17 protein-coding genes are annotated in these 18574 nt (G+C 43.5%); 6 read left to right on the forward strand and 11 right to left on the reverse strand.

What is annotated here, in order from left to right:
* The first annotated feature begins 6 nt into the window (after positions 1–6).
* Positions 7–378 (forward strand): GerW family sporulation protein, encoded by a 372-nt coding sequence (locus ACQY73_RS06555; RefSeq protein ID WP_428663130.1) that lies wholly within the window; start codon positions 7–9, stop codon positions 376–378.
* Positions 379–526: 148 nt separating this feature from the next.
* Positions 527–1000: a pyridoxamine 5'-phosphate oxidase family protein gene (locus ACQY73_RS06560; protein ID WP_428663132.1), complete on the forward strand. Its 474-nt coding sequence runs from the start codon at positions 527–529 to the stop codon at positions 998–1000.
* A gap of 141 nt (positions 1001–1141) precedes the next feature.
* Here the strand turns inward: ACQY73_RS06560 and ACQY73_RS06565 are convergent, their stop codons facing one another.
* Both ACQY73_RS06565 and ACQY73_RS06570 read right to left on the reverse strand, forming a co-directional pair.
* Positions 1142–2326, reverse strand: a complete 1185-nt coding sequence (locus ACQY73_RS06565; protein ID WP_428663135.1) for a tail fiber domain-containing protein — start codon at positions 2324–2326, stop codon at positions 1142–1144.
* 185 nt (positions 2327–2511) lie between these two features.
* Positions 2512–5295 (reverse strand): 3-coathanger stack domain-containing protein, encoded by a 2784-nt coding sequence (locus ACQY73_RS06570; protein WP_428663138.1) that lies wholly within the window; start codon positions 5293–5295, stop codon positions 2512–2514.
* Between the two features lie 406 nt (positions 5296–5701).
* On the opposite strand from ACQY73_RS06570, the gene ACQY73_RS06575 reads away from it, so the two are divergent.
* The gene (locus ACQY73_RS06575; RefSeq protein WP_428663141.1) at positions 5702–6046 is read left to right on the forward strand and encodes a cupin domain-containing protein; all 345 of its coding nucleotides are present in this window, start codon (positions 5702–5704) and stop codon (positions 6044–6046) included.
* A 206-nt stretch (positions 6047–6252) separates the two neighbouring features.
* Here the strand turns inward: ACQY73_RS06575 and ACQY73_RS06580 are convergent, their stop codons facing one another.
* Positions 6253–6858 (reverse strand): FMN-dependent NADH-azoreductase, encoded by a 606-nt coding sequence (locus ACQY73_RS06580; RefSeq protein ID WP_428663143.1) that lies wholly within the window; start codon positions 6856–6858, stop codon positions 6253–6255.
* Positions 6859–7065: 207 nt separating this feature from the next.
* Between ACQY73_RS06580 and ACQY73_RS06585 the strand changes: the two genes are divergently transcribed.
* A complete protein-coding gene (locus tag ACQY73_RS06585; protein WP_428663145.1) occupies positions 7066–7437 on the forward strand; it encodes a winged helix-turn-helix transcriptional regulator in 372 nt (123 codons plus the stop codon).
* Between the two features lie 158 nt (positions 7438–7595).
* Here ACQY73_RS06585 and ACQY73_RS06590 read toward each other — a convergent pair whose 3' ends face one another.
* The 4 genes from ACQY73_RS06590 to ACQY73_RS06605 all read right to left on the reverse strand — a co-directional run bounded on the left by ACQY73_RS06590 (position 7596) and on the right by ACQY73_RS06605 (position 11237).
* Positions 7596–8348: an SDR family NAD(P)-dependent oxidoreductase gene (locus ACQY73_RS06590; protein ID WP_428663148.1), complete on the reverse strand. Its 753-nt coding sequence runs from the start codon at positions 8346–8348 to the stop codon at positions 7596–7598.
* A gap of 80 nt (positions 8349–8428) precedes the next feature.
* Complete coding sequence (locus ACQY73_RS06595; RefSeq protein ID WP_428663151.1) at positions 8429–9379, reverse strand: helix-turn-helix domain-containing protein; 951 nt, start codon at positions 9377–9379, stop codon at positions 8429–8431.
* Positions 9380–9480: 101 nt separating this feature from the next.
* A complete protein-coding gene (locus ACQY73_RS06600) occupies positions 9481–10179 on the reverse strand; it encodes a LytR/AlgR family response regulator transcription factor (protein WP_428663154.1) in 699 nt (232 codons plus the stop codon).
* Positions 10176–11237: a sensor histidine kinase gene (locus ACQY73_RS06605; protein ID WP_428663157.1), complete on the reverse strand. Its 1062-nt coding sequence runs from the start codon at positions 11235–11237 to the stop codon at positions 10176–10178. The genes ACQY73_RS06600 and ACQY73_RS06605 overlap by 4 nt, the downstream gene beginning before the upstream one ends.
* Before the next feature lie 231 nt (positions 11238–11468).
* Here ACQY73_RS06605 and ACQY73_RS06610 point away from each other — a divergent pair, with 231 nt between their 5' ends.
* Positions 11469–13853, forward strand: a complete 2385-nt coding sequence (locus ACQY73_RS06610; protein ID WP_428663160.1) for an outer membrane beta-barrel protein — start codon at positions 11469–11471, stop codon at positions 13851–13853.
* Positions 13854–14304: 451 nt separating this feature from the next.
* Here the strand turns inward: ACQY73_RS06610 and ACQY73_RS06615 are convergent, their stop codons facing one another.
* The 4 genes from ACQY73_RS06615 to ACQY73_RS06630 all read right to left on the reverse strand — a co-directional run bounded on the left by ACQY73_RS06615 (position 14305) and on the right by ACQY73_RS06630 (position 18185).
* Positions 14305–15297 (reverse strand): aldo/keto reductase, encoded by a 993-nt coding sequence (locus ACQY73_RS06615; RefSeq protein WP_428663162.1) that lies wholly within the window; start codon positions 15295–15297, stop codon positions 14305–14307.
* Between the two features lie 63 nt (positions 15298–15360).
* Positions 15361–16218 (reverse strand): AraC family transcriptional regulator, encoded by an 858-nt coding sequence (locus tag ACQY73_RS06620; RefSeq protein WP_428663165.1) that lies wholly within the window; start codon positions 16216–16218, stop codon positions 15361–15363.
* 70 nt (positions 16219–16288) lie between these two features.
* Complete coding sequence (locus ACQY73_RS06625; protein ID WP_428663168.1) at positions 16289–17218, reverse strand: helix-turn-helix domain-containing protein; 930 nt, start codon at positions 17216–17218, stop codon at positions 16289–16291.
* 85 nt (positions 17219–17303) lie between these two features.
* Positions 17304–18185, reverse strand: coding sequence for an SDR family NAD(P)-dependent oxidoreductase (locus tag ACQY73_RS06630; RefSeq protein ID WP_428663171.1), 882 nt, complete (start codon positions 18183–18185; stop codon positions 17304–17306).
* A 153-nt stretch (positions 18186–18338) separates the two neighbouring features.
* On the opposite strand from ACQY73_RS06630, the gene ACQY73_RS06635 reads away from it, so the two are divergent.
* Positions 18339–18530, forward strand: coding sequence for a hypothetical protein (locus ACQY73_RS06635; protein WP_428663174.1), 192 nt, complete (start codon positions 18339–18341; stop codon positions 18528–18530).
* Positions 18531–18574: the final 44 nt, after the last annotated feature.

The following is an 18574-nucleotide window of genomic DNA, read 5'->3' on the forward strand; positions in this document are numbered from 1 at the left end:
ATTATTATGGAATCTTCAATCAATGACGTGCTTAATAAAGTAACGGAGTTTCTTCGTACTGAATCAAAAACAGAAACCGTCGTAGGCCAAGCCTTCCAGTTAGGTAATTATTCCTGTGTTCCGGTCATTCGTATCGGAATGGGGTTTGGATTTGGAGGTGGTGAAGGCGAGGACAAAAAGCAGGGGCATGGCGAGGGAAGCGGTGCCGGAGCAGGTGTCGGAATTGATCCCATTGGGTTTCTGGTTACAAAGGGCGACCAAATTCAATTTGTTCCCACCAAACAATCTAAAGGACTGAGTGAAGCCTTTGAAAAAATGCCGGATATCCTAGAGAAATACCTGAGTAAAAAAGGGCAGCCCGAACCGGCAACCGTTTAAAAAGAGCCTATTGGTTTTAGAATACGAATGAGAGAATTTTCTTATTCGTATTCTAAAACAATTGTTAAAACGGTATGCCGGCTGGTATTTGAATCAGACGGCAATAACAATCGACTTTAAAGCATAATTAACCTCTTTCTTCTCAGCCATGCTCACTGAAATCTCACCTGAAGTTATCGACCATCTGCTGAGTAACCAGTATTTTGGCCGTATGGCTTGCTCCGCCGATAACCAAGTCCTGATTGCACCGATGATGTTCTGCTTTGATGGCCGGTACATCTATGGCATTACCCGCGAGGGCACTAAGCTGCAAATGCTCAGAAAAAACCCCAATGTGGCTTTTGAAATAGATGATATGGTCAGCCCCGGAGTCTGGTGCAGTATTGTTATCCAAGGTGAATTTGAAGAGTTGCAGGGAGAGAAACGGGAATATGCTGTTTATCTGCTCAGAGACCGCAGGGTTCCGATATTTGCCAATGAAACAGTAGGCCATTTAGGTGAGAATCATCATGACGATCCCAAATTTATTACTGCTGTTGTTTACCGAATTCACATTAAGATTAAAACAGGTCGCTGCTATCAGCAGGAATTTGAATTCAGACCATCATTAGATACAACCTAAGACTGAGAACATTGCCTTAAATAAATTTAAGGCAATTAACAGTAAGTAGTTTAGCCAATGTACTTAATCCTTTCTTTTCTGTAAAAATTATCGAACTGCTCGCTATGTAATTTTTGATAAAACGCGGCCAACCGGTTGAGGTTATTTATTAGCTGATTTAATCGTTGTAGCCTTAGCAGATATTTGCTCCAATACAGACAGCCGTTCTTCCAAAGATGTGTTTTGTTTTTCCATTTCATTGATTTGTTTTTGCTGTTGATGAATTTGCTGCTGTTGTTCTTTGATTGCGTTTACCAACGGAATTACAAAATCAGAATAGGCCAGAGAATACATACCATCCACCGATTTTTTCAATCCGCTGAAAGGTACATTCAGTTCTTTCATAACAATCTCAATATCTTGAGCAATAAAGCCATCGTGCCGAACACGGGCTTTGTCAGTAATGAAGTTGAAGGAGACCGTTTGTAAACGGTTGATAAAGTCCAGTCCTAAACGATTTGTGTAAACAATATCTTCTTTTAAACGGCGATCGGAAGGGTTACTCCAGGCTACCTGTCCTTCAATGACTGTAACGCTTCCATCGCCAATTCTAACCTTGTTGCTCGCATCTACTTTGGCATTGGAACCAAGCGCTGTGGCGTTAGTAAAATCACCCGTGGCATTTGAGTTCGCCCCTAATAAGGTATTATTACTACCGGAAATGATTGTCGTCCCTGCTAAATAGCCGAAAACTGTATTGTTAGAGCCGGTCGTATTGGCCGGAAGCGCATACCCTCCACCGGCCGTATTGAAATAACCGGTCGTATTGGCATTCAGCGCATTGCTTCCATTGGCTGTATTGTAACCGCCCGACAAATTTGAATACATCGCAAAATACCCTGCCGCCGTATTGTAGCTACCCACCATATTTGCTTTAAGCGCAAAAGCCCCGTCAGCGGTATTAAAGGTGCCTGTAGAGTTTGCCGGGAGAGCATTGTCACCGGTTGCGGTATTGTTAGACCCTGTTGTATTGGAAATGAGCGCTCTGTAGCCATTGGCGGTATTGTAATGCCCCGTTGTATTGAATTGAAGGGCGTAAACCCCAACAGCAGTATTTTCATAACCGTCTGTATTGGATTTAAGAGCATCCGTACCGAAAGCGATATTGGTCGAATCATTAACATTGTTGGTACTTCCTTTCAGTCCTTTTGGGGTAATGGTAATTGAACCGTTTGTGGCGTTGATCGTAGCAAGTTGTCCGTTAGCTACTACAGAACCAAGTGTTAACAGCATCGAAAGCCCGGTAGCCCACTTATTCTTAACGTTGAATTTTGAGGTATATATCATGTTTTTAAAATTTAGAAAAAGTTTACAAAACCAAACCAATAATGACCGGAAAGAAAAAAATGGTTAAAATCAGCAGTACCAAACTGTTTTCAATCGCAAAAGGTATTTTGTCTATGCAGTGGCCAAGGGGATTGGCCGCTAAGCCGGTGCGGCTGTTAAAATGAAAACCCATCAGCAACGTTTACCTAAAGCAGCTCTATCCTCAGGTCATCAAAATAAACGGTTCCTTCCGACTCTTGGTAGGTAAAACCCAAACGGCAACTGATTCTTACATGACCATCGCCGGAGTTGAAAGGAAGCAGCACTTGTGTCCAGTCAGTTGTGCCCTTTAGGTCTTTACTTCTCGGTGGAAAATCAGCACTGTTTATGCTTGTCACGACACTTAAACATCCCCCTACTCCTGCGGCGTTGGCATTGGTGGTAATGTTCTCGGTTTTAACCCAGCCTTTCAATACATAATTGGTATAAGGAGCAAGCAAAATAATCCGATACGCCTGCACATCATTGCTTTGTACCGGTCCCGATGCCGGTCCCGAATAAATCCGGATGCAGTTGGAGCCATTACGCCCCTGCCCCGTTAGCCATGAAAATACGGCCTGATCGGGTTTCAAGCCGTCTTTTAGCCAATATGAAAAAGAACTGCCGCTTACAAAGTCAACCGAGTTCTCAAAATCGGCATTAGGAAGCAGGGGAAACCCGCCGTTCAACGTTAATTTTAGATTAGAAGTAGTACAGAAAGAGGGATTATTTCTATTACAGACCCAATACACCAGGCTATCAGTACCGGTATTTTCATTTGAGAAGTAGCTGATGGTTCCATCCGAGTTGACCGTTGCCGTTCCTCCGGTTGGGTTGACAATGATCACGGGTAAAGTAACCTGTGTCAAATTCGTAATGGCCGAACCATCAGGGTTAAAATCGTTGGACAGGATGTTAATTTTCTTGGCGTATCCCGCTGTGACGGACGCATTATCCGCTTGAGCCATCGGTGTTCCACATTGCCTGATCAACGCAGCAAATGCACTTCCTTTAAAAGCCTGAAAACCGGGAAGTAAACTGACACTATTACCCGCCCTGTATATCACCGTATTGCCGACGGGTATTTCCTGCGTGGAAACAAGGCTTTGAGCAGCCTGCTGAACTCCCGATGAAGCGGTAGCCGAAACTACCGCAGTATCGTTCACTGTCTTGACGGTAAATGACTGACTTACCTGAGGTGCACAGCCGTAATTACAGGTCACCGTATAATTTGTCGTGGAAGTTGGGCTGACCGTAATAGAAGGTGTGGTTTCGCCGTTTGACCACAAAAATGTCCCGTAACAGCCATAAACAGAAAGTTTAGTGGCAGAACCCGGACAAATGGTATTTACGCCATAAATAATGGGGGGATCAATGCCGCAATTCTTCCCATAATTTCCACTGACAGGACTTGAAACAGCAGAAGCTCCGTTGGAATCCGTAACCCGAATACGTGCCCGATAAGGCCCGGTTTGTGGAATCACATAGTCGTAATTGTGAGCATTGAGAGCAGGCGTCTCAAAAACACCGTCGTTGTTAACATCAAATTCAGCAGTAAACGAATCACCGTTGGAATCTGTGGTATAACCGGCATCAAAGCGAGTGCCATTGCCCGAATAAGGGGCATTAGGATAATAAATTTTCAAATAAGGCTTGGGAGCTTGGTTGCCAACCGTTACTGATAAAGTAAAACCGGGAGAAACGGTTCGGTTTCCCTGCCTGTCACCTACGGCAATACTGAATGAGTTAGTCGTTCCCGCCTGATAATAAGGCGTTCTAAACGTAGTATCTATATTCAATCGGTTTATTACAAGTTCGTCAATGAGCTGTCCGTTATTGTCGTATAAATGTGCATAAGCTATACTGTCAGAACCGGAAGCGACAAATCGTATATTCAATAACCCGCCCCCTACAACGGGACTGACTGTTCCGTTGGTTAAGACCGTTAAATTGGGCCTGTACAGGCTTGCTTTTCTATGACGGTTGAAATAATAACTTTCATTTAACATTAATGCTGCCCCATATTCCAATCGTGTATAGTCATTTGGATAAAGAGCAGGAAAAAAGCTGCCTCTTATCCCCCTGAGTCCATTGCCCATCAATCCTCCGAAAAAATTTTCGTCATGACGAGCATCGTGACGTAGACCAAAGGCATGACCCATTTCATGGCATAAAGCTCCCAGATAGGAAGAAGCTACGGTACTGAATGTATTCTTTTCAAACCAGGCAAAAGAAACATCCTGAACCAAAGGATAAGGGCCCAATTCAGGAACAATTTGACCCGCATAATTGGTATTGTCCAACAACCGTTGTGGATTGAATAATTGAATGACGTTACTTCCCAACTCAGCCGTCGCCGATCTATTGCCGTTTCCACTTTCACCCCCACCCCCCATGGCAAGCCCGCCGATAAAACTTCCATCCGGAAGCTGTACCTGTGTCTCCGGAATAAGTACCCATACTTCCCCTTCCAAATCAATGGTTAGACCTGCATTTTTGGCGGCAAACCTTGTTCTGTCAAATAACTCCCCCCCATTATTCCCTCTCAGATAACTGTCCGTTTCAGGAACGTTGACCAGATGGATTTTGGGTCGGGGAGAATCCTCTTCCGTTTCAAAAATAAACGTCTTCGGCCCGAAACCATTCTGCTCCATATTATCACGAAACCACATTTGTGCCATTTCTATGGCAAATTGCAGGTTCTCTTTATAATTGGCTTGGGGAGTACGATTGGAAGGGACAATATAGCCTATTTTAACTTTTGCCGGAGGCCAGTCAGGAATACCGCTGCCGCCGATTCGGGCAGCCGCAGATACGACGGTTGTTTTTTCAAAAGGAACCTTATAATCGCTGTTTGAGCCATTTAAAAGAGGGATTTGGGCATTTAATGAGGCACCGGTGCTCAAACAGAATAACATTAAAGAGCAGAAATGTGTTGCTATCCTTTTCATCGGGTCTATTGATTTAACCGGCATTTACCAAACTAAATTTGCCCCGTTGTCCCAATATGCTATAACTTTAAAAAAGAGTTGCATCATCCCGGAGTTATAAAAAATTGGCGTGTATCCGACTTTTTCACGTTTAAGTTTATCCCAACTAAGGAATCTTCGGGATAAACAAATATGATATAAAACATCTTTTTGAGTGACTTTTCACCAAGATGCCCCGATTCATTTGAACGGAAGCAGGTAGAGTAAAGTGTAAGTCTCCCTAAGGAGCGGATAGTTTAAAAGCAGAAAATTGGATGACACGCCGATGTGGCGATTTTTGATAAATTTACCAATTAAACAATTGCTTATGAGGCGGCTATTTATAGTGACACTCTGATAATTTGAACTTTAAAATTCAAACCTACACATGAACAAAGCGCAAATTTTAGTCAAAAAAAGATTTGAAGAAATCAGCAATAAAGTTGATAAAGTGTATGACAATTTTATTCTGGAAACTATAAACGATCATTGTTTACGAATTGCAGTTATGCAGGAAGAATATAGATGGCACTATCACAAAAACACGGACGAGCTATTTGTAGTCCTGGAAGGCGAGCTCAAAATTGAAATTAAAGACCATGAAACTGTGTTTTTAAAACCGGGCGAGTTCATTAAAATTCCTTCAAAGACTATCCATAAGACAAGTGCTGTAACCAGAACAGTAAATATATGTTTTGAAAAAAATGCAGATGACACAATTTTTGTTGACTAAGTTTATCGGCGAAAAAGTGTATTGCTGTTTTATAGTTAAAATGAAGCAATGTGGATGTATTAATGGTACCTGAATAAAAAATCAGCGCCCTTGATAGAAATTTAAACCTGTCAATAAAAAATACCTGCATACAACAGCCGCTTGGCAAACAGTGAACTGTCGCAAAACAATTCACTGTTTGCCATTAATATACTTTAATATAACCATTAATCAATCGCAATACTTTCAACACCTTTTTCAAAAGCTGTTTCTTTAATGCCGTCAATTCTTAAGCCTTCGGCTCGAACAATGGTCACGTCTGTAATGCCGAGAAATCCGAGTAAGAATTTGAGGTATGGACTGACAAAGTCAAACGACTGAAATGCACCTTCCGAATAAACACCGCTTGAAGCAATCGCAACATACGCTTTTTTGTTTTTCAAAAGACCTTCAGGTTGGCCGTTTGCGTTATATCGGAACGTAATTCCCGGTCTTGCAATGTGGTCTAAATAGGCTTTCAAGGGAGAAGGAATAGCAAAATTATAGAAAGGTGCACCAATCACGTAAATGTCTGCTTCCTGCATTTCTGCAATCGCTTCCTCTGAAATTTTAATGGCCTTTACCTGTTCAGGGGAGTGGTTTTCGGTAGGCGTGAACCACGAGCCGATTTGCAGTTCGTCTAAATGCGGAAAAACGTTTATTGTCAGGTCCCGTTCCTTAACAATGCTGTCGGGATACTTTGCCTTGATTTTTTCAATAACCGCGTTTCCGAGTTTTTTGCTAACGGACGCTTTGCCTTGCGGGCTTGAGATAATGTGCAATATTTTTTTCACAGTGCTTATTTTTTGATGGTTAATACTCTTTTCTCAGTTGTTGCCTGTTTTAGGGGAAACGATCAATATCGCTAAGACCGTAGTACGTAATTTTTGTTGCTTTCATTTTTTTATTTTTTGATGTTGCAAACTTATGTATATTTGCTAACAAAAGATTAGTAGTAAACTAAAGGTTAGTAGTAACGTTTTTGTTACTACATCAGCAAAATGGGAGAATCAGTAGGTAAAAAAGCCGCGTTTTCTGAATTGCAATGCAGCAAAAATTTGGCTGCAACGGAAGATGCATTATATGTTGTTGGCGGAAAGTGGACATTGCGGGTGATCATTGCATTGTTGAGCGGACACACGCGCTTCAACGATTTGCAGCGTACCCTAAAAGGTATCTCCGCAAGAGTGCTCTCGGGCGAATTGAAAGACTTAGAGCTAAACGGCTTGGTAAAAAGAGTGGTTGATCCTGATCAAAAACCGGTGGTGGTAGAATATGTACCGACTGAATACAGCAGTTCATTGAAGGATATAATTTCCACGTTGGCTGATTGGGGTATAAAACACAAAAAGAAAATTACGGCCCAAGAATAGTCGTAGGTCTATTTTTCTTTTCCGGTTTTTAAGTCGCGGCTTTAGAACTGATGATAAAAAGCCGCTCCCAATGATGAGAGCGGCAAGATGAAAAGTGATAAGGTAATGCCAATCTCCTGATATAAATCCTTGGGCTATAGCGATTAACATACCGGCGTTTACAGGTTCATGCCACCCGTTAGTTCAATGCGCTGACCATTCACCCATTTGGCTTCTTCGCTGCATAGGAATGCTACTACTCCGCCAATATCATCGGGCAGACCGACCCGCCCCAACGCCGTTATGCCGGCAACATATTCGCGCATAGCCGGTGTATCTTCCATAGCCCCTCCCCCAAAAACGGCTCCCGGAGCCACCACATTGGCAGAAATACCTCGCCCACCCAACTCAAGCGCCAAATATCGGGTGAAAACCTCCACTGCCCCTTTCATTATTCCGTAAGCCGAAACACCGGCATAGGAATACCGAGCTACTCCGGATGAGATGTTGATGATCCGGCCGCCATCGCGGAGAACCGGCAACGCCTTTTGAGTCAAAAAATAGACTCCTTTCAGATGAATATTCATCATTTCGTCAAATTGGCTTTCGGTCGTCTCTGCAATGAGGGCTGAAAGGCTCGTCCCGGCATTATTGATAAGGAAATCGAACCGGTCAGTTCCGAACGTGGTTTCAAGTGTTGGAATGAGCTGTTGAAAAAAAGCGTCGAAACTGCCGATGTCGGCTGTATTGAGAGACAAAGCCACCGCCTTACGTCCAAGGGATTCTATTTCTTTGACTGTATTTTGAGCTTCGGTCTCGTTACTGCGATAGGTCAACAGTATATCAATTCCTTTTTGGGCCAGGCTCAGGGCAATGTTTTTACCGATACCCCGGCTTCCGCCGGTTACCAATGCGATTTTTTCCGTTGTCATTTAGCTTCTTTTTTTCTTAAAATTAACGTGACAAAAGTCTGCCAAATGACGCGTTGAATGTTTGTCTGAATCAATCCATTTTATGTATAATTCAAACTATTGGCTTGTACGCGAAAGGCACCCGGAGCAAAGGCTGTCTCACGTTTAAAGAATTTGGCAAAATGCGCTACATCAGCAAACCCAAGGCAATCGGCAATTTCGGCGATGGTCCAGTCGGTTTGGATCAACAGGACTTTGGCTTCCTGCACGATGCGTCCGGCAATGAGGTCGGTGGTAGTGAGTCCGGTTGTTTCTTTGAGCACCTTGTTCAGATGGTTGACATGAACCGCCAAGTGATCGGCATAGTCAATGGCCGTACGCAGGCGTATGTGCTGCTGCGGGGTTTCCAGCGGGAACTGCCGCTCCAATAGCTCAACAAACAATGATGTCATTCGGACGGATGCATTGTGGTTAGGATGGAGCGCTGTATTTGCCTGCAGCTTCTGTCCAATGTGAATCAGTTGCAAAGTGTAGGTACGCAACAAATCGTATTTATAGACATAATCGGTAGCTATTTCGGCATGTATCTGTTCAAAAATGCCTTTTACGTGCAGGTAATCCGTTTCGGACAAGCTATAAATTGGGTACCCGGGTGCTTTAAAGATCGGCAGTTCGTCCAACAGCACCCCGCTTTTTGTTGGCTGAAGAAATTCGGCGGTAAAGACACAAAACTGCCCGCTTTGTCGTTCTTGCGGTAACCAATGGAAAGGAACCTTAGGCGTAGAGAAAATCAGCGTAGGTTGGGTGACCTCGACGGTGTCGTCAGCATAGCGGGCCTGACTGCGCCCGATCAAAAGGCTGATTTTGTAGAACGCACGACAGGCATAGGGCAGCGCAGGTTTCTCGCGCGCCGGCTGTGCAAAATCATTCAGGTTAAACACATTGAAATGCCCGGCTTCCTGCTGAATACCGGTTGGCAGCAGCGCACTTAAATCAGTCGACGAGCCGGTCGACAGTCGGTAGCAAAGTTCTTCCAGAGAAGTAGCGTTCATCACTATTTGTTTTGTAAAAATCAAATATATGAAAACATTCTCCCATTCTTACATAGCAATGTATTTAGTGGCCGGCGGAGTATCCATTACTGTACGTTTTACTAATCAGGTAGTTTATCCACCACCACTTTCAAAAAATCCTCCCGAAAATTGCTCCCTAATGGCACTTCTCCTTTATGTAGCAATAGAATTCTATATGACTCTATTATGCTGATTTTCAGAATATTTACTGCAAATGAACGGTGAACTCTTACAAATTGCGAAGCGGGCAAAAGTTCCAAAACAGAACTGAATGTTTGTGTGATCTTGAAGGTACTGTGTTCAGTGACAAATTTTACTTGATTGCCTTGGGCTTCCACATAATAAAGCTCATCGAAAAGTAATTTTATCAGTTTACTGTCTGATTTTATGAAGGTGTAGTTTTCTTTGGTATTCGGTTGCTGTTTTATAGCTGCTTTGGCCTTGTCGATGGCTTGCAGAAAGCGGTCCATTGAAAATGGCTTCAAAAGATAGTCAGTAGCGGCCAGATCAAAGGCTTCATGAGCGTGTTCTTTGTACGCGGTGGTAAAAATAGTAATGGGTTTGATTTGCAGACTTTTCAGGAAATTAACGCCGCTCATGACGGGCATATTGATGTCCAGAAACAACAGATCTACCTTTCCGGTCTCCAAGACAGGTCTTGCCATAAACACATCAACCACCGATCCAACCACCTCTATTTCAGCCAAATGACTACAATACCCTTCAATGAGTTGGCGCGCCAGAGGTTCGTCGTCTACGATGAGTGCCTTCAGTATCATGTCAATCTTAATTTAATCATAAAAGTATTATTTTTCTGCCCAATACTTAAATCATGGCGGTTGGGATAAGCCAATTCCAGTCGTTTTTTTACATTTTCCAACCCCAATCCGCTATGCTGTTCCGGCGTAGGCTCAGACAGGTTGGGGGTAAAACTGTTTTGAACGGAAAAAAGAAGGGTTTTGCCCCAAATTTGCAAATCTATGGCAATGTTAATCCGAGGGTCTTGGGTATTTTTGGAGTGTTTAAACGCATTTTCCACAAATACGATCAAGAGCATGGGCGCAATTGGTGGTGCTTCGGCAACATTTTCCGGCCAATTCGCCACCAATTCCAATCGCTCGCCAAGGCGTATTTTTTCAAAATCTATGTAGTTTTTGATGTAATTTATTTCATCTTCCAGTGTTACCATGGTTGCTTTGGTATCATAAACGGTATAGCGCAACAGGTCTGACAATTTGAGAAGCAAGGGCGGCAATTTGGAAGCATCGTGGATGGAAAGTGCATACAGATTGTTGAGGGTATTAAACAAAAAATGAGGACTCAACTGACTCTGGAGCAGTTTCAACTCGGCATCGCTTGCATTGGCTTTGGTTTCGGCTTTAGTGATTTTCTGCTCAATCTGGTGTTTAATAATGGTAACTCCCATCGTTGCCACGAAACCTAAACTCATCAACGTAAAATTCAGATACAACAAGACCGTGAAACTCTCATTCACTCTTAAATAATTGATTATCAGACCAAATCCTGCTATGAGACCCGCAAATAATACGCCCAGAATCGTTATGGTTCGATCTTCACTGTCGGTGTTTCTGCTCAAATAATAGCCGGCCAAAAAACGACCCGCTAAAATACAACTTATCGTCAATAAGGTACTGATCAGCGTTTGGTCCTTTTCGCGTTCTAAATCAATGATGTGAAACGTAAAAAGCAGTACAAAAAACAATGCTGCAATGCCGATCATCCATTGTAAAATAGCAATTAAAAACTGCTTCTGCTTTCCAAAGATAAGCCAGAGGACAATCAGCAAAATGATGATAAGAAAAATTTGGCCGGCCATCTCAGTTCGGTTTTACTTCAAAATTGGCAATTCCTGTTCAATTTTTTTCTTACTGACTGACAGAAAGGTCTTTTTGACTGACGAAAACTGCCAAATGCGAATTCAGACCCGGACTCTTGGCCCTCGTCAGTCAATTTTCCCATTTTATCACAGCATCCGGACTTTCTGTCAGTCCCATAAGAAAGGGAAAAATTATCTTTCAGAGTTTTGCTTCAAAAACAGCCAAGCAGCATGAAAAAAATTATCCTATTCTTCTTATTCATTGCCACTAATACGTTGGCACAAAGCAGCCTGAAAGGGGAAATCAAAGACCACAACAACGAAGCCGCTGTAGGGGCCAATGTACTGTTGATTGCACTTCCCGATAGCCAACAAGTGGCAGGCAACACGGCGAATGCACAGGGAAAATTTGAATTCCCTAACTTGAAATCGGGCAACTACTTCTTAAAAATCAGCTACATGGGGGCAAAGAATTATCAAAGCCCCGTCATTCGGCTTGGAGCCAATGCCATTACGCTTCCCACCATTTTTTTACTTCCCGCCAAAGTACAACAGTTGGGTGAAGTAGTAGTGAAAAGTACCCGCCCGTTGGTGGTACAGGAAGAAGACAAAACCGTCATAAATGTAGAGGCTATGGGTGCAGCAGCCACCCTTTCGGCCCAAGAAGTACTGGAAAGAACCCCCGGCGTAGTGATAGACCAAAACGGCAGTATACAACTCAATGGCCGTACCGGCGTGCTGGTGCTTATTGACGGGCGACCTACCTATATGAGCGGAAGTGATTTGGTCGCTTACCTTAAATCACTCCCTGCTCAAATGTTGGACAAACTGGAACTGATGGACTCCCCTCCTGCCAAATACGATGCCGCCGGCTCGGCTATCGTCAATATTGTACTGAAAAAAAACCGACTATACGGACTTACCGGCAATGTAAGCAGCAGTCAAAGCATAGGGCATACCTGGCGAAGTTATAACAATTTGAACCTAAATTACAGGCAGGGAAAACTGAACCTCTTCGGAGGAATCGGTTTGCCTCGTGATGCCAACCGTACGGTGACCACTTCCACAAGAACCATTACGGAAGGGAGTAACAGCCAGCAATACATCAGCGAAAATACGGCAACTAACCGGAGCCTGAGCGGCACCATCCGATTGGGTTTTGACTACGACAAAAGCAAAAATACGGTGTTTGGCGGTCAGGTGTCTTTACAAAAAAGCAACAGAAACGATGGTGCCGTTTTTGCCAATCTGGTCAATAATGTGAATTTTTCCGGTGCAAATAACGGTCAATTTGATTGGAACAACTTAAGTGCCAATCTGAATTTTACCCATAAACCCAAAAAACAGGGAAGTGAGTGGAGCGGTGATGTCAGCTATCAGCAATTTGGCTCTGACGGAGTTAGAAATTTTCAAAGCAGCCATGCCGGCAACACACAGATTTTCAACAACATATTCCTTACGCCTGCAACCATTTTGACCTTCAAAACGGATTATCGGCGGCCTGTTTCTAAAAAAACCGTGATGGAAATGGGAGCAAAAGTGGGTTTGGTGAAAAATACCAATCAGGCCGACGTAGAAAATAAAAATGACCAAACTTTTGTGATAGATCCTACCCAAAGTAATCATTTTGTGTATAACGAAAACATCAATGCTGCCTACTTCAGCCTAAAGCATACCATAAACAAAAGAACGAGCTTACAGATGGGCTTGCGTGCCGAAAACACCAATATCGAAGGCAATCTACTACCCAATATCGCTACTGCAGGGGAGCAATTTTCTCAGCATTTTACCAACCTGTTCCCTACCTTTTTCTTTCGACGGGCGTTGGATAGTTTGGGCAAACACAATTTGAATTTCAACTATGGCCGCAGAATAAATCGCCCTAGTTATCAGCAGTTTAATCCGTTCCTAAACTACGTAGACGACTACACCTACACCAGCGGAAACCCGACGTTGAAGCCTTTTTATCTGCATAATTTTCAGCTTCGTTATCAGAACACCGGTGGCTTCAGCATAGGCGCAGTGCTGGATTTTGCGGATGGATTGAATGAAAATCTGAGTATTCGTGAGGGGAATAAATTTGTGCGACGACCTTTTAATTTGGGAAAAGGGTATCGATTTGGGATAGTAAGTAATTTCAACAAAAAAATAAACAACTACTGGACAACCAATTTCGGTTTTCAGGGCTTTCGGTTCAATATAAATGGTACTGTAAACGGGGATGTGGCCGTTACGCAATACGTGTCATTCCGTATCTATGCCGGTCAGCAATTCAGTTTTGGTAAGGGTTGGTCGGCGGAGTTGTACACCAATTTTTCGGCAAAAGATAAACTGTTTACCATGACCTTGGGCAATTTCTATTCGATTTATGCTAGTATTGGGAAGAAAATACTAAAAGAGAAAGGCAGCCTCCGTTTGATAATAGACGACCCTACGTTTGCCAACTATCGCACCGAAACCATGGCTAATTACCAAAATACGGTGCAATACCGAAAAAGTCTGAACGATACCCGACGCATCGGGCTTAATTTCAGTTACCGTTTCGGGAATGAAAAATATACCCGCCGCCGCCAAACCGAAGACGCTGCGGAGGAAGAACGCAGAAGGGCACAATAGTTGAAGTGTTTTTCTATTAAAGCCACCATTTTCAATAAATAAAATCGGAAAAGTAAGAGAGCATATAGACTATAAACAATCAGCTAAAAGTGGACAGAAGTCGCTAAAAAGAAAGAGAAAATTCAGAGAACCCACACGTGGCGAAAAAGGAACAGTACCTTCGCATTGGCGTTCACCCGTCCTGCACAGCGGTGTATCGCTTGACTTCCTCCTTGCCAACGCCTTCTGTTCACTTTCACTTGAAGCCATATACTCTTGGCGGTCTACTGAGTAGCCCAACGTTGATTCTTTAATTTTGCCATCGCAATGATTCACTTAACAAAAGTCTTACTTTCCAATGATAAGTAGAAGAAAACTGCGGGTGCACCGACCCCGGAGTGTGATGTTAGAGTGAGCAGGCCATTAACGTTGGATGAATGCACGCCTATCTGCTGCATCAAACAATGAACGTTCATCGGTTCAGGGAATTTAAGAACCTTTCGGGGTAACGGGTTCCTGAAACAGCCCCGGCAGGCATAATTGCTTCAATACCTTGTAAGTCCTCCCAGGTAAGCTGTACATTTTCGGATCCGATGTTTTCTTCAAGGTATTTTATACGTTTAGTCCCGGGAATGGTAATGATATCTTCGCCTTGGGCGAGCACCCACGCAATCGCCAACTGAGATGGGGTGCATCCTTTTTCGGTGGCCAGCTTTGTAATTTTTTCTACCAACTCAAGATTTTTGTAGAAGTTCTCTCCTTGGTAGCGTGGCATGTGGATGCGGCTGTCTTTCAGATCCTCCGGTGTTCGGATTTCACCGCTTAGAAAGCCCCGACTCAGAGGGGCATAAGCCACCATACCGATACCCAATTCGCGAATGGTTGGAAGAACTTCGGCTTCAATGTCGCGGCTCCAAAGCGAATATTCTATTTGAAGTGCAGTAATGGGATGCACCACAGCAGCCTTACGAATAGAAACTGCCGATGCTTCAGAGAGGCCGATGTAACGAATTACCCCTTTTTCTACGAGATCGGCCAGAGCGCCAATCGTATCTTCAATAGGCACAGTTGGATCTACCCGTGCAGGAGTGTAGAGATCAATGTAATCCGTTTTAAGGCGTTGGAGACTGTAAAAGACCGCGTTGCAAAGGTAATCAGGGCGGCCGGTCACCGAACCGGGGCCCATAGACCTGTTAGGTCCGGCCGTAACCAACTGGCCGGTTTTTACAGAGAGAAAAGCTTTGTCACGTTTGCCTTTAATGGCCTGAGAGATCAACGCTTCATTGTGGCCTGTGCGGTAGTAATCGGCTGTATCCAAAAAGTTGTGCCCGAGCTCAAGGGCTCTTTCGATAGTGGCGATGGATTCCTTATCGTCGGATTGTCCATAGGCTCCCGACATTCCCATGCATCCTAACCCTACTGCCGATACAAGAGGTCCATTTTTTCCCAATTTTCTGTTCATCATCTTAGCGTTTGTTTGTTGAGCAAAGGTCCGGAGAAGTTTAGAAAATGAACCGGACAAAACGCATTAGTTTCCTGACAAATCCTGAACGAACATGGTTATTGTTTTGCCCGTTGCTTTTTTAAACAAACGGGAGAAGTATTCCGGATCGTTGAAACCCAGGTCGTAGGCCAGCTCTTTAACAGAACTTTCAGCGTAGTAGAGGCGGCGTTTAGCCTCCAATATAAGACGGTTGGTGATGAATTCTTTGGGAGAAAGCCCGGAGTAGTGTTTAACAATGTAATATAAACTGTTGGTGTTGAGCGCGAGTTTTTCAGCGATATCACTAACGGTTGTGTGATCGGTGAGGTGATTTTCTATAAAGAGCTTGAAACGAATGTATTGGGAAAGTTTGCTGTCTGCGGGGCTTTTACCGGCAGCGAAGTATGCGGTATTGATTTCTGTTAACAAGCTGTTGAGGTGCGCAAGAATAAGCTCAGGATCAGTATCCGCCGTGCTTAATAAATCGCGCAGTAGTCCGAAGATGGATTTGAGTCTTGCAGCAGCAGATGGGGTGAATTGTAATTTTTGATTATTGAAAGGGTTGATAAGGAAGGGATATTGTTTTGGCAATTGGGAAAGGCATTCTTCATCAAAACCAAGTTTAAAATAGTCGGTGCCTTTTCCGGTAGTCGGCAGTCGGTGGATTTGGTGAGGAAGGATAAAAAGGAGTTCATTATTTTTTATATCAAACTCCCGGAGATCAACGCCGTGGCGTGTGCAGCCTTCCAGCATAAAAAGGAAAAAGTAGTGAGTTTTGCGATGAGTAAGGCCATAGCTATCGGCAATTTCGGCAGGAAGATGGCCGAAGTCAGGAGATATAAGGAGGATAGGAAGTCTATGGTTTTGTTTATAGAGATTGAGGAACGATTCGATATTTTGCATAGAGCAAAAATAGGGAAATAGTGTATTTGATTTTATGGAAAGACAGTATCATAAATCGTTTCAAATCCTGTTAATTGAATGAGCGTCTGAATTCCAACGGTGAGAGGTTCGTTTTCGTTTTAAATAGTTTACTGAATGATTGCGAGTGCTCAAATCCCAAAGCATAGGCCACTTCGCTTATTGATAAGTTGGTCGTAGACAGTTTCTCTTTCGCTTTTTCGATGAGTTTAGCATGAACATACTGTTGCGCATTTTGACCTATCAATGACCGTAACATATCACTTAAATAACTGGGTGAGAGGTTTAGGCATTCTGCAAGATAGTGAACTGTGGGCACACCCCGGTTTGAGGAAGTTTCACTGTTAAAATAATCGTCTAACAGATTTTCGAGTTTTTGCAACAGGTCGTTACTCACGGCTTTACGGGTAATGAATTGACGTCTGTAAAAACGATCAGCGTAGTTCAGCAATAGTTCAATTTGGGAAATAACGATGTCTTGACTAAAATCATCAATTCTGCTTTTCAGTTCATTTTCAATCATTTCGAAAACAGAGATGATCGTTGCTTTTTCAATTTCTGAAAGATGCAGCGCTTCATTTGTTGAGTAGGAAAAAAAACCACACTGTTTGATCTTTCTTGCCAAAGGATAATTCCATAAAAAATCCGGATGTATAAGCAACGTATAGAGCGAACAGTCCGCTGCATTGTTGTTTTCATCATTATTACTGCCGATCAGTTGATTGGGAGCAGCGAACAGCAGCCCACCTTCGTCAAAATCATAATACCCTTGGCCATATTTTAATTTTCCGCTGAGTCTTGGTTTATACGATATTTTATAGAAGCTCAGCACATGAAAATCGGGAATGCTGTTTAGATCAACTGGATTAGATGCTCCATTGATTATACTGATCAACGGATGCAGCGGTTTTGGCAAGCCAAAAGCCCGATGTGCGTCCGCTATAGAATTGAGCTTAAGATGGTTATTTTCTTCTTTTTTCATATATTAAATAACGAATATAACGCTAACCGATCATTAAAGTGTATCGGTTAGCGTTGGTCAGTAAACAAGGTTTTTGCCAAATCTTTTATTTTGATTCACCCTGAGCTGAGTTGGAGACCGACTCCCATTCTTCCCAAGTGGCCAATCGCTCAGCATAGGCAGTACGCACCCAAGGCAAATTATGACTGCCGAGAAAGAACCGTAACGGCGGATTTTCGGCGTCCACCATTTTGAAAAGTGCCTCCGGCGTCGCCTCAGGATCACCCCGTTCCATGGTTTTTAACCCTTCCACAAAATGGTCTTTAAAATCGGTGTAAATGTCAAGCCCTGCCGCAAATTTTAACGATTCCCGGCTTCCAAACTCGGTGGCATAGGCCCCCGGTTCTATGATCGTTACGTTTATTCCAAACGATTTGACCTCGGCAGCCAGGCTTTCGTGGATCGCTTCGAAAGCCCATTTTGAGGAGCAGTAGTAGCCGATCACCGGCAGTGTCACATGGCCGAGGTTGCTTGATGTACCAAGTATATGTCCCCCACCCTGCTTCCGCAGTAGCGGTAAGGCGGCTTGAATAACGGCAAGCGCGCCGAAAATATTTGTTTCATAAAGCGCTCGAACATCCTCAGCTTTAGCTTCCTCAATCGTACCGACCAGTGAATAGCCTGCGTTGTTGAGGACGATATCCAGTCTTCCGAAATGAGCATGTGCCTGCCCCACAACTGACTTTACCTGCTCGGGCTTGGTCACGTCAAGTTCCAGCGTTAAAACGTTTGCGCCGTATTTTTCTTTGAGATCGGCAATACTTACCAAAGAGCGTGCTGTGACTGCGACCTTATCGCCACGTCTCAGTGCGGCATCGGCCCAAACGCGTCCAAAACCTCGGGAAGCACCCGTAATGAACCAAACTTTAGGAGCCGTTACGGGCGTCTTAGTCATTTGGTTGCCTGCATTTTCATTCTGATGTATCATGTATAACTTGAGATTTAATGATACAACAAAGGTCCGGAGATACAATTCGCTATTTGTAGCCTAATTGAGGGAGTTTGTAGTCAAAATGGGAAAAGGTCACAAAAATGAAAACGACCGGGGATATATCCCTAAACTAAACGTAACAACGAGCGCTTGAACAAAATCCTGATTGACACAGGTTTTAAATCGCCCGGTAACAACCTGTTTTCTTTTTCTAAAAAAACTTTTTGCGTACCGGCATTATTGCTGCCGACAATGATTGCCTGTAACCACACCAACGAACAGGTAAACCCTACGCCAATAAAGGTACCTTCCAAACCGGTCAGGAAGAATACCAACGACTGATAAAGCTCTGAATACGACTGTTTCTAAGATCGGGTCAGGTCGGG

This window comes from Runella sp., assembly GCF_965279615.1.
Taxonomy (GTDB): Bacteria; Bacteroidota; Bacteroidia; order Cytophagales; family Spirosomataceae; genus Runella.

Bases quoted from the DNA above. Each gene is read 5' to 3' on its own strand.
- ACQY73_RS06555 (WP_428663130.1), top strand. From the start codon at position 7: ATGGAATCTTCAATCAATGACGTGCTTAATAAAGTAACGGAGTTTCTT.
- ACQY73_RS06605 (WP_428663157.1), bottom strand. From the start codon at position 11,237: ATGGCCGGCCAAATTTTTCTTATCATCATTTTGCTGATTGTCCTCTGG.
- ACQY73_RS06595 (WP_428663151.1), bottom strand. From the start codon at position 9,379: ATGAACGCTACTTCTCTGGAAGAACTTTGCTACCGACTGTCGACCGGC.
- ACQY73_RS06615 (WP_428663162.1), bottom strand. From the start codon at position 15,297: ATGATGAACAGAAAATTGGGAAAAAATGGACCTCTTGTATCGGCAGTA.
- ACQY73_RS06565 (WP_428663135.1), bottom strand. From the start codon at position 2,326: ATGATATATACCTCAAAATTCAACGTTAAGAATAAGTGGGCTACCGGG.
- ACQY73_RS06560 (WP_428663132.1), top strand. From the start codon at position 527: ATGCTCACTGAAATCTCACCTGAAGTTATCGACCATCTGCTGAGTAAC.
- ACQY73_RS06620 (WP_428663165.1), bottom strand. From the start codon at position 16,218: ATGCAAAATATCGAATCGTTCCTCAATCTCTATAAACAAAACCATAGA.
- ACQY73_RS06590 (WP_428663148.1), bottom strand. From the start codon at position 8,348: ATGACAACGGAAAAAATCGCATTGGTAACCGGCGGAAGCCGGGGTATC.
- ACQY73_RS06630 (WP_428663171.1), bottom strand. From the start codon at position 18,185: ATGATACATCAGAATGAAAATGCAGGCAACCAAATGACTAAGACGCCC.
- ACQY73_RS06585 (WP_428663145.1), top strand. From the start codon at position 7,066: ATGGGAGAATCAGTAGGTAAAAAAGCCGCGTTTTCTGAATTGCAATGC.
- ACQY73_RS06575 (WP_428663141.1), top strand. From the start codon at position 5,702: ATGAACAAAGCGCAAATTTTAGTCAAAAAAAGATTTGAAGAAATCAGC.
- ACQY73_RS06625 (WP_428663168.1), bottom strand. From the start codon at position 17,218: ATGAAAAAAGAAGAAAATAACCATCTTAAGCTCAATTCTATAGCGGAC.
- ACQY73_RS06570 (WP_428663138.1), bottom strand. From the start codon at position 5,295: ATGAAAAGGATAGCAACACATTTCTGCTCTTTAATGTTATTCTGTTTG.
- ACQY73_RS06610 (WP_428663160.1), top strand. From the start codon at position 11,469: ATGAAAAAAATTATCCTATTCTTCTTATTCATTGCCACTAATACGTTG.
- ACQY73_RS06600 (WP_428663154.1), bottom strand. From the start codon at position 10,179: ATGATACTGAAGGCACTCATCGTAGACGACGAACCTCTGGCGCGCCAA.